This is a genomic window from Giesbergeria giesbergeri, assembly GCF_054779375.1.
In genome coordinates this window covers 824679-840204 of sequence record NZ_BAAGYJ010000001.1, presented here as the reverse complement: position 1 = coordinate 840204, position 15526 = coordinate 824679, and the positions used below count along the sequence as shown (strand labels likewise).

The 15526-nt window shown below is 58.6% G+C and carries 8 protein-coding genes and 1 pseudogene; 4 read left to right on the top strand and 5 right to left on the bottom strand.

What is annotated here, in order from left to right; translation table 11 throughout:
- The first annotated feature begins 62 nt into the window (after window positions 1–62).
- The 3 genes from priA (at window position 63) to ACYVB2_RS03775 (ending at window position 6902) form a co-directional block, all read left to right on the top strand.
- Window positions 63–2168 (top strand): replication restart helicase PriA, encoded by a 2106-nt coding sequence (priA, locus tag ACYVB2_RS03785; protein WP_460535394.1) that lies wholly within the window; start codon window positions 63–65, stop codon window positions 2166–2168.
- Between the two features lie 110 nt (window positions 2169–2278).
- Window positions 2279–5797, top strand: a complete 3519-nt coding sequence (locus ACYVB2_RS03780) for an MASE3 domain-containing protein (RefSeq protein WP_382428887.1) — start codon at window positions 2279–2281, stop codon at window positions 5795–5797.
- Window positions 5781–6902, top strand: a complete 1122-nt coding sequence (locus ACYVB2_RS03775; RefSeq protein WP_382428889.1) for a response regulator — start codon at window positions 5781–5783, stop codon at window positions 6900–6902. Before ACYVB2_RS03780 ends, ACYVB2_RS03775 begins: the two co-directional genes overlap by 17 nt.
- A 27-nt stretch (window positions 6903–6929) precedes the next feature.
- Here the strand turns inward: ACYVB2_RS03775 and ACYVB2_RS03770 are convergent, their stop codons facing one another.
- From ACYVB2_RS03770 to ACYVB2_RS03750, 5 genes are read right to left on the bottom strand one after another with little or no spacing between them, the layout of a single operon-like run.
- The gene (locus ACYVB2_RS03770; RefSeq protein ID WP_382428891.1) at window positions 6930–8135 is read right to left on the bottom strand and encodes an HDOD domain-containing protein; all 1206 of its coding nucleotides are present in this window, start codon (window positions 8133–8135) and stop codon (window positions 6930–6932) included.
- Window positions 8136–8150: 15 nt separating this feature from the next.
- Window positions 8151–9488, bottom strand: coding sequence for a flagellar hook-associated protein FlgL (gene flgL / locus ACYVB2_RS03765; protein ID WP_382428893.1), 1338 nt, complete (start codon window positions 9486–9488; stop codon window positions 8151–8153).
- Window positions 9489–9511: 23 nt separating this feature from the next.
- Window positions 9512–11533, bottom strand: a complete 2022-nt coding sequence (flgK, locus tag ACYVB2_RS03760; RefSeq protein WP_382428895.1) for a flagellar hook-associated protein FlgK — start codon at window positions 11531–11533, stop codon at window positions 9512–9514.
- Window positions 11534–11554: 21 nt separating this feature from the next.
- Window positions 11555–12487, bottom strand: a complete 933-nt coding sequence (gene flgJ / locus ACYVB2_RS03755; RefSeq protein ID WP_382428897.1) for a flagellar assembly peptidoglycan hydrolase FlgJ — start codon at window positions 12485–12487, stop codon at window positions 11555–11557.
- A gap of 2 nt (window positions 12488–12489) precedes the next feature.
- On the bottom strand, window positions 12490–13569 hold the full coding sequence (locus tag ACYVB2_RS03750; RefSeq protein ID WP_382429763.1) for a flagellar basal body P-ring protein FlgI: 1080 nt from the start codon (window positions 13567–13569) through the stop codon (window positions 12490–12492).
- 474 nt (window positions 13570–14043) lie between these two features.
- Here ACYVB2_RS03750 and ACYVB2_RS03745 point away from each other — a divergent pair.
- A pseudogene (locus tag ACYVB2_RS03745) lies at window positions 14044–15526 on the top strand (heme utilization protein); the annotation flags it as partial.

Genomic DNA, 15526 nt, shown 5'->3' with positions numbered 1-15526 from the left:
CGGCGCGGGTCTTGGGCTGTGATAGGCTGGCCCACCTGATTGCACTGTGCCTGCCCGTGTCTTTGCCTTGCTTACCTGTTTTTCACGTTCCGGTGGTGGTTCACACACCTGTCCACAGTGCGGTGGGGGCAGTGCTGAGCTATGCCTGTGCATTGCAATTGGCGCCTGGAACGTTGGTGCGGGTGCCATTGGGTGCGCGCGAGATGCTGGGGGTGGTATGGGATGGCCTAGCCACCCCGCCCGATGGAGTCGCACTGCGCCCCATTGCAGCGGTGCTGGACGGTATTGCCCCATTGGATGGCCATTGGCGTCGATTGGTCGCTTTTGCTGCACGCTACTACCAGCGCAATCTGGGGGAGATTGCCTTGGCGGCCTTGCCACCCCAGTTGCGTGATTTGCAGCCCGAACAATTGAGCCGGCGTTTGCGCCGCCCCGCACCAAGCGATGCTGTTGTACAGGCCGCCGCACCACGGGTGGCCTTGACCGTAGAGCAGGAAGCAGCCCGGGCACAGATTGCCAACCAAGCAGGGCCGTTCCTGCTTTTTGGCAGCACTGGCAGTGGCAAAACCGAGGTTTATCTGCGCTGCGTGCAGGAGATGTTGGCTGCCGACCCCAGCGCCCAAGCGTTGGTCATGGTGCCCGAAATCAACCTGACCCCCCAGTTGGAGGAGCGTTTTACAGCCCGTTTTGGTGTGGCCAGCGTGGTGGCGCTGCACAGTGGCATGACCAATCCACAGCGTCTCAAGGGGTGGTTGGCAGCGCACAGTGGCCAAGCCCGCATTGTGTTGGGCACACGCATGGCAGTATTTGCCTCCATACCGCAGTTGCGGCTGATTGTGGTCGATGAGGAGCACGATCCCAGTTACAAACAGCAAGAAGGCGCACGTTACTCCGCCCGCGATTTGGCTATCTGGCGCGGGCGTGAGCAAGGGGCCAAGGTGATTTTGGGCAGCGCCACACCATCGCTAGAGAGTTGGTATGCCAGCCGCCCTGCTACCACAGACGACCCCGGTGGGCGCTATCTGCGCCTGCACATGCCCAGCCGTATTGGTGCTGGGGCTTTGCCGCGTCTGCGCGTGGTCAATATGAACCATCAGCCTCGGCGCACAGTGTTTTCGGCCCCATTGCTGGCAGCATTGCAAGAGCGGGTAGAGCGCGGCGAGCAGTGCATGATTTTGCTCAACCGCCGTGGTTATGCCCCAGTGTTGCACTGTGCCGACTGTGACTGGAAAAGCGATTGCCCGCATTGCAGTGCGCACCAAGTCTTTCACAAGGCAGACCGCACCTTGCGCTGCCACCATTGCGGCTTCACCGTACGGGTGCCGTGGGCCTGCCCTGGCTGTGGCAGCCCCGATATTGCCCCGATGGGCCGGGGCACCGAGCAGCTGGAGGAACAATTAACTGCCTTGCTGGCCGGGGTGCATCGCCCCGACGGCAGCCCGGTGCGCGTGGCCCGCATAGATGCGGACACCACGCGGGCCAAAGGGGCGCTGGAGGCACAACTGGCACAAGTGCATGCCGGCGAGATTGATGTGTTGGTGGGCACGCAGATGATTGCCAAGGGCCATGATTTCCGGCGCATTACGTTGGTGGCAGCGGTGCAGCCCGATGGGGCATTGTTTTCCAGTGACTTTCGTGCCCCTGAGCGGTTGTTCTGCCTGCTGATGCAGGCCGGCGGCCGTGCCGGGCGCGATGCCCAATACATCCAAACGCAGGGCAGTCGCAGCGAAATGTGGCTACAAACCTTCCACCCTGAGCACCCGATTGTGGCGGCCTTGCGCCAGCACGACTACACAGCCTTTGCCCAACAACAGTTGCAGGAGCGGCGCGATGCCGCGATGCCGCCTTTTGCCTTTCAGGCTTTGGTGCGGGCAGACGCCCGTACCCAAGAGGTAGCGCAAGGCTTTTTGTCTGCGGCCAGTGAGGCGGCCCATGCCTTGGGCTTGCCGGGCCTGGGCGACCATGTGACACTCTACCCCCCCGTGCCGTTGGCTATTCAACGGGTGGCTAATGTGGAGCGGGCACAGATGCTGTTGGAGAGCGATAGTCGGCCCGCTTTGCAGCATTTTTTAGCAGCATGGCAACCTGTATTGCTGGCTTTGCGCAGCCAACCTGCACACAAAGGATTGGTGCGGTGGCTGGTAGATGTGGACCCTTTGGCGATTTGAAACCACCAGAGAGAGGCATCCTCTGGGTCTGGTGCTGCTAAATTGGGGGATGTTTCTGTTTCTGCTCTGGATACAACCGATGGGCGTTGAATCTCTCTAAAGGCCTTTTCATGTCGCTTTCTGCACCGATGGCTACTGCCACCCCGGCAGACCACAGAACCCTGCCTCAGCGTTTTTTGGCTTTCTTTCCCGCCCATTTCAATACATCGGCACTGAGTGTGGCGATGTTTGCCGTGCTGGTATTTGGCGTTCACCTGAGCAGCCATTACAGCTATCTGTTGTTTCACAGTGTGGCTGAGTTTTTCAGTATCTTCATTGCGGTCACGCTGTTCATCATTGCCATCAACTGCGCAGCCTCCATCCGCAACCAGTACATCCTGTTCATCGGACTGTCTTACCTGTTTGTGGGGCTGATCGATTTTCTGCATACCTTGGCGTACAAGGGCATGCCCATTTTCACGGACTACGACTACTACGCCCCCCAGTTTTGGATTGCTGCCCGCTATATGGAGTCCATCAGCATGCTGGTGGCCTTTGGTTTTCTGGGGACGCGGCGCCAGGTTCACATCCCCCTGACATTGGCCGTTTTTACCCTCATCACCACATTGCTGGTGGCGTCTATCCTGTATTTCAAGATTTTTCCAGTCTGCTTTGAAGCGGGCAAGGGGCTGACCCCCTTCAAGGTGGTCAGTGAATATGTGATCTGTGCCTTGCTGCTGGGCAGTGTCTACCTGCTGTATTTGCGTCGGCACCTGTTTGACAGCCGGGTGTACCACTGCTTGCAGTGGTCTTTGGTGTTGATGATTGCCACCGAGCTGTGTTTCACACTCTACGTCTCCGACGCCATGAGTGATGCCTTCAACCAGATCGGCCATATCTGCAAGATTGCCGCCTTCGCCCTGATTTACCGGGCGGTGGTGGTGACGGGGCTGCGCGATCCGGTCAACCTGTTGTTTCGTGAAATCAAGCAACGCGAGGCCAGTTTGATAGAGGCACAGACCATCGCCAATTTGGGGCGTTGGTCTTGGACGTTGGGCGATGGTGTGTGGGAGTGGAGTGGGGTGGTGTTTCGCAGTTTTGGCATTGCCGAGTCGGGGCAACAAACCCTCCACGAAGTGCTGCAAACCTTGCATCCGCAAGACAGGGCCGCTTTTGTGCAGGCGCTGGACAATGCGCGCCTGCACGCACAGCCTTTCATGCTCAAAGTGCGGGTGCTCAATGGAGACCGCTGTATTTTTGTTCAGGTACGTGGCGAAAGCGTGCAGCGAGAGGATGGGCAGGTGGAGCGCATTGTGGGCACGGTGCAGGATGTCACTGCCCAAGAGCACATGATGGAGGAGCTACAGCAGGCCAAAGTCGAGGCAGATCAGGCCAATGCGGCCAAAAGTGCTTTTTTGGCCAATATGAGCCACGAGATCCGCACGCCCATGAATGCCATTCTGGGCCTGACCCACCTGATGCGCCGCGATGCTGTGTTGCCTCAGCAATTTGAACGCTTGGACAAAATCACCGATGCGGCCCAGCACCTGCTCAGCATCATCAACGACATTCTGGATTTTTCTAAAATCGAAGCGGGCAAGTTGACGCTGGAAGTGGCCGATTTTCCGCTGGAAGGGGTTTTTCACAGCCTGCATAGCCTGATTTGCGACAAGGCCGAAGCCAAAGGCGTGGAGGTCATTAGCCGCATTGATCCAGCCTTGCCCCGCATGGTGCGTGGCGATCGCATGCGCCTGTCGCAAGTGCTGCTCAACTTTGCGACCAATGCAGTTAAGTTTACCGAGTCGGGTGCCATTACTCTGCGGGCCCGGTCGTTGCCATCAGAGTCCGATGCGGTGCGAATCCGTTTTGAGATCAGCGATACCGGCATTGGTTTGAGTGCTGAGCAGCAGGGGCGTTTGTTCCAGCCCTTTGAACAGGCCGATCCATCCATCACCCGCAAATTTGGTGGCACGGGGTTGGGGCTGGCCATCAGCCATCGGTTGGCGGTGCTGATGGGGGGGCAGGTGGGGGTAGACAGCACCTTGGGACTGGGCAGCACCTTCTGGCTCGAACTGTCTTTGCGCACAGGTGACGCTACGGCGTTGGAGCACAGCCCCCCCCGCACCTTGGAGCGTGAACTGGAAGTGTTGGTGGTGGACGATTTGGAGGAGGCCCGCGAAACCTTGGCCGATATGCTGCATACACTGCGTTGCCGCACCACCTTGGCTGAATCGGGGGCTCAGGCATTGCAGATGATGGCCCAAGCCACCAGCAATGGTCGTCCATTCGATTTGGTGCTGTTGGATTGGAAGATGCCGGGTATGGATGGCATCGCCTTGGCTAAAGAAATTCAGGCCCGTTACCCCCAGCCCCGTCCGGGTGTCATTTTGGTCACGGCCTATGGCCGCGAATGTTCAGAGTCGGTATTCAAAGAGGCGGGCATTGCGGCCGCCTTGCCCAAACCCGTGACACCATCGAACCTGCTTGACACCATTGTTGGATTGGTGACTGGGGAGGCGGTGCAGCACACAGTTGCCAGCGCGTCTGTCAGCCCCAGCTTGCACCAGCCCAACTTGCAGGGCTACTACATCCTGCTGGCCGAAGACAATCTGGTGAATCAGGAAGTGGCGCTGGAGTTGTTGCGCAGCGTGGGCCTGCGGGTAGACGTGGCCGATGATGGCCAGATCGCCGTCGATCTGGCCCGTGAGCATGCCTACGATCTGATTCTGATGGATGTGCAAATGCCCCGAATGGATGGTCTGGCCGCTACGGCTGCTATCCGCAAAATGCCTGACCGGGCCAAGGTGCCGATTTTGGCCATGACAGCCAATGCCTTTGCAGAAGACCGCGAAGCCTGCATGGCCGCTGGCATGAACGACCACCTGAGCAAGCCCGTGGATCCGGACAAGTTGTTTGCTACGTTGCAGCATTGGCTACTGCGTCCTGCCCATGCCTCTCTGGCCCGCCCTGCTGCGGCTTCGGCGGCATTGCCAGCCTTGATGGATGCGGGCTTGCACGACCGTTTGGCCGGCATTGCCCAGCTCGATATAGCGGCAGGTCTGAAGGTGGTGTGTGGCAAGTTGCCTACTTACCGTCGAATTTTGGGGCTGTTTGCCGACAGCCACGCCGATGATGCTGCCCGTTTGCAGGCTTTACTGGCGCAGGGCGATTTTGCCCAAGTGCGGCAATTGGCCCATGCACTCAAGGGGGCGGCAGGCAACATTGGTGCCCAAGGTATCCGCGAGCAGGCGCTGGCGCTGGAGATGGCCGCTGAGCGCGGCCATGCCGAGCAGGCCCAGCAGCCGATGCAAGCGTTATTGCACGATCTGCCTGCCTTGGTGGGCGCCTTGCGGGCTGCGGTTGTGCCGCCTTCACTGGCGGCGGTCGTACCTGTGGTGGCCTCTCCAGTTCCAGCGGGCGCCACCTCGGCACCATCTTTGTTGGCACCGTTGGCCGCTGATTTGCAATCTTTGCACCATTTGTTGAGCAATGACGATCTGGAGGCTCGTCGTCTATTTCGTCAATTGCAGCCCGCGTTGGCGAGTCAGTGGTCAGCCACAATGTTGGAGCCTTTGGCTACCGCTATCGAACGTTTTGATTACGCCCAAGCCCTTCATCTGTTACGCCAATACCATGCACCTGCCCCATGAGACTGTCTTACTGGTGGACGACCAGCCCGAAAACCTGAGCATTCTGGCCGATCTGCTAGAGCCTTACTACCGGGTCAAGGTGGCCGACTGTGGCGAGCGGGCGTTGCGGGCTGCCGTGTCAGAGCCCCGCCCCGATCTGATCTTGCTGGATGTGATGATGCCTGATTTGGATGGTTATGCGGTGCTCTCGCGCTTGCATGCCAATGCCAGCACCAAAGATATTCCCGTCATTTTTGTCACGGCCCGCGACAGCGCCGAAGATGAAGAGCGGGGCTTGGAATTGGGGGCGGTGGACTATATCGTCAAGCCCATTCGCCCGTTGGTGGTGTTGGCCCGTGTGCGCACCCATCTGGAAAATCGCCGCGCCCAGCACCTGTTGGCCGACCAAAACAAGTTTCTGGAAGCAGAAATCGCCCGTCGCATGCACGACAACGAGATCATCCAGAGTGCCAGTCTGTCCGCTTTGGCGATGTTGGCAGAAATGCGTGACACCGACACGGGCAACCATATTTACCGCACGCAAGGCTATGTGGAGGTGCTGGCCCGTGCCCTGACCCAACACCCAGAGTATGCCGATCAGCTACCGCCTGAGCAACTGATGAGGGTGGTCAAGGCCGCCCCCTTGCACGATATTGGCAAGGTGGGTATCCCCGACCGGATTTTGCTCAAACCTGGCACCCTGACCGAGGAAGAGTTTGCCATCATGCGCACCCATGCCACCATTGGCAGCGAGGCCATTGCGCAGGCCATGACCAAGGTGCAGGCAGCCGACCATTCCAGCTACCGCAGTGACTCCCGGCCGTTGGCTTTCTTGGATGTGGCACGCCAGATTGCCCAGTCACACCATGAGCGTTGGGATGGCACAGGCTACCCTGAGCGCAAACAAGGCACGGATATCCCGTTGCCCGCACGAATCATGGCCTTGGCCGATGTGTTTGACGCCCTGACCACGCGCCGGGTCTACAAACCTGCATTGACCACAGAGCAGGCTACCGACATCATCTGCCAGGGGCGGGGTAAACATTTTGATCCCGACATTGTTGATGTGTTTTTGCAAGAGCGCGAACAATTCATCCGCATTGCTCACCAGTATGCCGACGATTAAACCGCGAGAGGGCCGCTGCCAACCGACTTAGTTGCGGGTGCGCGGCACTTCTATCTCTGAGAGCATACGCAACAGTGCGCGGTTCACTTCTTCAGGGTGCAGTTCATTGTCTTCGCACAATTGGCGGATAGCCACCGCATTGTCCGACTCCAGCAAAGAGGCTAGCTGCAAACTTGGTGCATAAGGGCCAGTACGCTGCACGATGGCATCGTAAATGCGCTCTGACAGCGGGATGCGATTGAGAATGTTGCTCATTGGCTCGCGCAGCAGTAGATCCAACTGTGAGAATAGTCCGCACAGGTAGACTTCGCGGCGCAATTCGTTTTCGACACCGGCATCCAGCAGGCGTGAGGTCAGTTGTGCCCGCATCACCATCGATTGGTACACCGGCTGCAAGTCGGGTTCGGTGCTGGCATGGGGTAATTGGCTGCCCAACCAACGCTGAATAGAGCCATAGCCCATCATCACCAGCCCCCGGCGCAACGAGTCAATGCCAGTGCGCAGACCCAGCGCCGCTGAGTTGGTGTAGTTCATGAAGCGGTAGGCCAAAATCGGGTCTTCGCTCAGAATGTCTTCAAAAGTCTCTAGCGATTGTTCGGCATCAATCGCGCGCATCAGCTTAGCCAGCGTGGCGTGGGCTGGTTTGGCATGGGTGTTGCGCAGGCTGTAGAGCACGTCTTCGGTAGGCCAGCCAGCCATGGCCAGTGCATTGCGCTGGTCTAGACAGTGCTGCATGACCAAACGGCTGGCAATGCCCTCATACATCTGCCCTGCCAGTACCGGGCTACTGTCGGGGCCAGCGCGCAAGGCAGCCAACGCCCCCTCGGGGCTCAGGCTGAGCAAACTGCTGGTGAAGTATTGGGCCACGTCGGCCGGTGGCAGCATGCTCAAATCGCCGCGCCAGACCAGTCGTTGCCCGCGTGCATGGGCTGTGCGCACTTGGGCCAAGATGTCTGGGTTGAGCAGCCAGCGCCCTTGCACCTCTATCCACGGCGTACCGGGATGGGCATGCCGCAAGAACTCCAACAGCAGCGATGGCTGTTGTGGAGAGAGCAACACTGGCGGCGAGTTTTCCGACCAGATTTCGCGCAGGGTACGCAGCAGGTGCGGCAAATTCAGCGCCACATTCTCATCAATGGCATGCACATAGAGCTGCACGCCCATCAGCCGTCGGGCGCGGCCCCAAAGAGGGCGATATCCCAGCGTTAGGCTGCCCAGGACTGATTGCACCATGAGCGATCCAACCTTTTAGGCCATGTAGTTGAACAGCGAGGTCTTCTGCACCATCGAATAAGATTTGAGTGCCGCTTCGTAGCCAGTTTGTAGGCCTTGAAATTTGGAGATGCCACTGATCATGTCCAAATCTTCGGCCCGCGAACGATCGGCTTCTAGCTGGATCGAGCGGTCTTCTTGGTCTCCCATGATACGGTCGGCACGGTTGAGCAATTCACCAGCATAGCCGCGCACGATATGCAGGCGTTCCATCGACTTGTCCAAGTTGCCCAAGGCTTGTGCGCTGGCCTGGATGGCGGCATTGTTGTCGGTGGCACCCTTCAATTCGGCAATCGCGGTATCGATCACGCCAAAAATGCTGTTTTGGGGCTGCAAACTAAAAGTATCTCCATCGGCAGGGGCCAAGGTGATAGTTCCGTCAACAGCCTTGGTGGGCGTGGCGTCGATGGTGAATTTGACACCGGGAATGTCCAACACCTCCACACTCAGGGGCTTATCTGCCGGAAAATCGGGCAGCGTGACGGTGTTGATGGTTGCACCGGCAGAGTCGGTCACGGTATAGGTGGCTGTTAAGGTGCCAGCGGTCGCACCGGGCCCGACCGCACTGAAGGTAATGTCATAGCTGTCACCTGTGACCAGTGCCCGATCCACTACCTCGATGGTGCTGGTGCCGATTTTGCGGTTGGGCGTCACGCTGGGGGTGCTGCCCGTGGCGGCACCGGGGGCCAATTCGGTCAGGGTGCTGGCCTGAAAGGCCGCGTGGTAGACGCCATCACGCGCTGATTTGAAAGTAAAGGCAGCATCGCCATCCAGCGCAATTGGAATATTGGTGCCGTTGGCTGCCACCTGTCCGGGCAGGCCGTCAAACTCATAATCCAAGCCCGATGATTGTGGCCCCAACAGCGGTGACAAGCCACTGCCCAACGCGGCAAACAAGGGCTGACCATTGGCATCTTTACGGCTGGTCAACTCAAACATCTGGTCACGCAGGCTTTGCAGCTGGTTCGCCAAGGTTTGGCGGTCTTTGGGCGTGTGAATGCCATTGCCCGCATTGACCAAGATTTCGCGCATTTCTTGGCCCAAGCTGACGGCTTGGCCCAAAGTGGATTCGGCTTGGGCAATCGAGTTGCGTTGCAAATCTAAAGCGCGTTGCTCGGTTTGGATGCGGCTGATGCGCGTCAGGGCTCGCTCGGCTTGGGCCGCGGCTACTGGGTCATCGCTGGGCTTGACCACCCGTTTGCCCGAGGTTAAGTTTTCTTGCAGATCGGTCAGCTCGCTGTGGCGTTGCGTAATGTTACGCATGGCGCTGTCGTATTGGTTGGCAGTACCGACGCGGTAGATAGAGGTGCTCATGGCGGACTCCGTGCAGTGCGGGCTTAGCGGCCTACGGTTTGAATCAGGTTGTCAAAGATGTTTTGCGCGATTTGGATCATCTTGGCCGAGGCTTGGTAAGCCTGCTGGTACTGAATCAGCCGGGCCGCTTCTTCGTCCAAATTGACGCCCGATACCGCTGCGCGCTCGTTCTCCAAATTGCCCGCAATGGTGGTGGACAACTCGGCGGCAAATTGGGCGCTTTGGGTGCGAGTGCCGATCTGGGCCATCGCGCCGGCAAAACCGTCGGTCAGGCTGGCGCCATCAAAAATCTTGGCATCACGCAAATTCATCAAGGCTTTGGCATTGCCAGAATCGCGCAGGTAATAGTCGCCATATTGCGGATCGGAGGCATTGCCCACCACCACGGTGTCGCCGGTTTTGGGCACACCATTGAGGGTGATTTCCCAGCCGTCAATGCTGATGGGCTGGCCAGGGGTGTAGGTGAACGGGGCTGTCAGTGCGGTGGGCGGGTCGGTCGACAAATCCATTGGGGGGTTGGTGTTGCCCGTGGGGGTGAAGGTCATGGGCGAGCCGGCGCTGAAGGTCAGCGTAACGCCTTCGCCAGTGGCGGGTGGCACAGGCGAGGGTGGCAACACCAAGGCAGGATTGCCCGTGGCGCGCAGCGTCACCAATTGCAAAGAGCCATCATTGCTGGGCCCCATTGCGGCATTGATCGCATTGGCAGCGGCCAAATTGCGTGGTGAGAACTGTGCTGCCTGCATTTGGCTGGCAGCGTTTTGCAGTGGGTTGATCAGGAACTGGTCGCCGTCACTGGCCCCCGGAAAATCAGCAGCAGGGGTGGCGTTATCGGTCAAGCGCAAACCTTGGCCCAGCATCAGGGTATTGAGCTCCGTGGCGTCGGCAAAACTAAACACCTTGCCATCGGCCTGCCGGGTGACGGTGCCACCACCACCAATAAAGCGCACCACATAGCTGGAGGCTTGCAATTTGCTGGGGTCGGCCACTTCCAGGCCCATCGTCAAAGTGGGGTCGGCGTTGCGTTGACCAGAGATGGCATTGTCTAGCTCGATAGGGCTGAACAGGTTGTCGCCCAACTCACCATCCAAGGTCAGACCTTGGCGGTTTTGCTGGTTCAGGGTTTCGCTGATAGAGACGGCCAAGCGCCCTAGCAGATTGCGGCCTTCGGCCAAATCGCTGTTTTGAAAACGCATCAGCGCGGACACTTCTCCGCCACCTAATACGTTTTCATTGAGTTCAATTTTTTGTGTGCTACCAGCCGGAGTGAACAGCAGTTTTTTCTGAGCGCCATTGGTATTGAAGTCTTGTGGATCGCCCACAGACAAGCTACCAGCCCGCTCGCCCATGACCAAGGGCTGGCTGTTGGCGACAAACAGCGTGATCGAGCCATCATCGGCGGCCACCTGCGATGTTTGCACATATTGGTTGATGTCACGGATGAGCTGGTCGCGTCGGTCTAGCAGGTCATTGGGCTGCTGGCCCTTGCCTCGGGCCAAAACAATCTGACGGTTTACCTCGGCCATGTCTTGGGCCAAGTTGTTCACCACATTGATGCCGCCTTCGATTTGGTACTCCACCGTGGCAGAAATTTCGTCGATGCGGCTGGAGGCATCGCGCATGCGTTTAGCAGTCTCGTCCATGCGGGTCAGTACCACGCCCCGTGCTGTTAAATCAGTGGGTGCATTGGCTACGTCTGAGAGCGCATTCATCATGTCGTTGATGGCTGCGCCCAGGCCCGAAGTGCCGCCAGTAAACACATCTTGCAATTGCTTGATGCGATCCAGCCGCACAGCATCACCGGCTTGCACCGAGGCGGCGGCGCTGGCTTGGCGTGTCAACAATTCGCTGTGGTTGCGCAAGATGCCCTCAACGTCCACCCCTTTGCCGATATAGCCATCGGTGGTGTACTGGCTGGGCATGGTGCCCAGCGTGACGGTCTGGCGTGAGTAACCTGCCGTGTTGACGTTGGCAATGTTGTGGCCAGTGGTCTGGATGGCAGTCTGGTTGACTTGTAGGGCGCGGGCGCCAACGTTCAAGAGGCTCATGGTTCAGCTCCTCAATGGGGTTCAAGCCTGATCGCGCTGTTGCGCGCGCAGGGCACTTTGGATGGCGCCGCTGAGCTTGCGGGCATAGGCGGGATCGGTGGCGTAGCCTGCTTTTTGCAGGGCGCTGGCATAGGCTTCGGCAGAGCCAGTTTGGGTGCGTGCTTGCTCGTAGCGCGGGCTGTTGTTAATCAGGCGGGCGTAATCACGGAAAGACTCCTCGTAAGAGTCATAGGCCCGAAATTTGTCTACCACCTTGCGCGGCACGCCATCAACGTATTCGGTGGTCACGATTTCGGCCACCTTGCCTGTCCAGCCTTTACCGGCCTTGATGCCAAACAGGTTGTAGGAGTTGCTGCCATCGCTGCCGCGAATTTCGCTTTTGCCCCAGCCCGTTTCGTGGCCTGCTTGGCCCAACATAAAGCTGGCGGGAATGCCGCTTTCTTGGGCTACCCGTTCAGCAGCGGTTTCATGGAACTGTACAAATTCATCGCGCCCTTTGGGCGCCGGGCCAGTGCTGGCTACTGGATTGCTGTTGGTAGCGGTGGCCGAGCGCACATTGGCTGTGGTCTGGCTGCTGCGGGCTAAACTGAGCGTAGAGGGAACAGCCAGCGTGGCCGAGGCTCCCCCCATTTGTTGGGACAGTTGGCGTGTGATGGCTTCGGACAGGCCACCAGGCAGCCCCGACATGCTGACCGACAATTGCTGATCGAGCAGATCAGTGCCCAGATCGGCTTGGGAGCTCTCGAGCAGGCCCGATTTCATCGTGGCCTCGCGCATGCTCTTGATCATTTCACGCATGAACAGCGATTCAAACTGTTTGGCGGCTTCTTTGGTGGCTTCAGCACTGTTTTGCCCAGCTTGGTACTTGAGCTGGTTGAGCGAGCGTGCATCAGCGGCCAGGGCATTGGTGCCTAAGGACGTGCCCGACGAGGAGGGGGTGAGTGCCAGTGCCATGATCAGATAACCTCCAATTCAGCATTGAGCGCACCAGCGGCCTTGATCGCCTGCAAAATAGCCAGCAAGTCTTGAGGGGTGGCACCCAGTTGGTTCAAAGAACGGATCACATCGGCCAATTGCGCCGAAGGCGGCACTTGGATCAGTGCGCCCGGCTCTTGGGTGATCCGGATGTCGGTTTTTTCTGTCACTACCGTTTGGCCTTGCGACAGCGGGTTAGGCTGGCTGACCTGCGGTGTAGAGCTGATGGTGATAGACAAGTTGCCGTGGGCAATGGCACAGGGCCCCAGCGTGACGGCTTGGTTGAGCACGACCGAGCCAGTGCGCGCGTTGATGACGACTTTGGCTGCTGGGCTGCCGTTGTCAATGGCCAGTTCTTCCAGTTCGGCAATAAAGTTGACTCGGCTGCCAGGGTCGGTAGGCGCTTGCACTTGCACGGTGCGCCCATCCAAAGCGGTGGCCCGGCCTGTACCCATCCGATTGTTGATGGCTTGGGCCACCTTGCGGGCTGTTTGGAAGTCTGAACTGTTCAATCCCAATGTGATGGAATTGCCCTGGTGCAAAGGGGTGGGTACTGCGCGCTCTACCTGTGCCCCTTGCGGAATGCGTCCAGCACTCAGGTGGTTAATTTGTACTTTGCTGCCGCCTTGGGAGGCTCCTGCACCACCAATCACCAGATTGCCTTGGGCCAGTGCATAAATTTCACCATCGGCACCTCGCAAAGGCGTCACGATCAATGTGCCGCCCTTGAGCGACTTGGCATTGCCCATCGACGAGACACTGACGTCGATCATTTGACCTGGCTGGGCAAAGGCGGGCAGTTGGGCGGTAACCACCACAGCGGCCACATTTTTGAGTTGCAGTTGTCCAGCCGCATTGGCTGGCAGACTGATCCCCATTTGTTGCAGGTAGTTCTGCATCGCTTGGGTGGTGTAGGGCATTTGGGTGGTTTGGTCGCCGGTACCATCCAAACCCACCACCAAGCCATAACCAGTGAGTTGGTTGCTGCGTACGCCTTGCACGGCAGCCACTTCTTTGATGCGCAATGCGTGGGCAGGCAGTGCAGTGCACAACGCCAACATCAGCACACCCAGCCAGCCAGGGGCAGCCAAGCGCGGGAACAGAGAGGGAGTGGTGACAGCGTTCATGCCGTCAATTGTGGGAGTGCCCCCCCTGCACAGAATGCTGGAAAAGCAGGGACTTGACCGGTCAATTGACAGCCTCAGTCCTGTCCGAAATTGTGCTGATTAGCCTGCCAACGCGTTGGCCCAGCACCCTCTGGCCTGAGACCAGGTTTTGCCGTGAAGGGCTGAAAAGGACGGGTAACTGCAGGGTACTTACCGCGTAAGTCCCCTATCGAGGTCGTTATAGTGGCCCGGATAGATGCTATCGGGGTGTCGTAAGTGGTTGCAATTTTTGGCTTTATTTTGCCAACATTCAGCCGATACTGTCTCTGATGCTAAAGTGAGCGTTCGCTTGTTCTACCCATTCTGCGCTGGGGCTGCCCTGCTGTTAGTCTGAACTGTGCAGAGTTTTTGCTCTTCGAGGGGGCTGTTATGTCTTTTGTCACTGTTCTTACACCACAACAAATCGCCAGTCTGAGCTCCAGCCACATCGCTGAGTTCACTACTACACAGATTCAAGCCCTGACGACAGGGCAGATACCTGCACTGACCACGGCACATATAGTGGCTCTTAGTAGTGATCAGACCAAAGCATTGACTACCCGTCAAGTGGCGATGCTGACGAGCAATCAGTTGCGTGCGCTGCAAACGCAAGACTTTGCAGCCTTGGGCACAGCGCAATTGGCTGTGTTGGGTTCGGCGCAAGCACCGGGCCTAACCACAGGCCATTTGACGACCTTGGAGACTGCAGAAATTGCCAAGCTGAGCACGGCTTTCTTCAAAACTTGGAGTACCGCTGCTATCGCTGGCTTGGATACCCACCAAATTGCGAGTCTGGGCACTGGACAATTGGCTGCTTGGACAGAGTCGGCACAAATCCGTGCGTTGGAGACGCGGGACATTGCCCAACTGAGCAGCGCGCAATTCAAGGCCTTGAGCAGCGCGCAGGTGGGCTACCTGAGCTCGGCACAAATGGCCGCGCTGAGTGCTGAAGCGGCAGCGGCGCTGGGCACCGCCACCCTCACGGGTTTGAACAGCGCCGGCATCCGTGCGCTGACTACAGCGCAGGTGCAAGGGCTGAGCACAGCGCAAATCAAATCCCTGAGCAGCGCACAGGTGCAATGGCTAGAGACCAGCGACATTGCGGTGTTGAGCAGCGCGCAAATCATGGCGTTGGACACCGCAGACGTGGCAGCCTTGACCACCATGCAAATCGTGGCGCTGGGCAGCGACCAAGTGAAGGCGCTGACCACGGGTCAAATCGCGGCGCTGAGCAGCAACCAACTGCGGGCCTTGCAAACGCAAGACTTTGCGGCCTTGGGCACAGGCCAGCTGGCGGCCTTGAACTCGGTACAAGCGCCGGGCCTGACCACAGGCCAATTGGCGACCTTGGAGACCGCAGAGATTGCCAAGTTGAGCACCGGGTTTGTGAAAAACCTGAGCACCGCGGTGATTGCAGGCCTGAGCACCGACCAAATTGCGGGCCTGAGCACCGCCCATTTGATGAGCTGGACAGAGTCGGCACAAATCCGTGCGTTGGAGACGCGGGACATTGCCCAACTGAGCAGCGCGCAATTCAAGGCCTTGAGCAGCGCGCAGGTGGGCTACCTGAGCTCGGCACAAATGGCGGCGCTGAGTGCTGAAGCGGCAGCGGCGCTGGGTACCGCCACCCTCACGGGTTTGAACAGCGCCGGTATCCGTGCGCTGACCACAGCGCAGGTGCAGGGGCTGAGCACAGCGCAAATCAAATCCCTGAGCAGCGCACAGGTGCAATGGCTAGAGACCAGCGACATTGCGGTGTTGAGCAGCGCGCAAATCATGGCGTTGGACACCGCAGACGTGGCAGCCTTGACCACCATGCAAATCGTGGCGCTGGGCAGCGACCAAGTGAAGGCGCTGACCACGGGTCAAATCG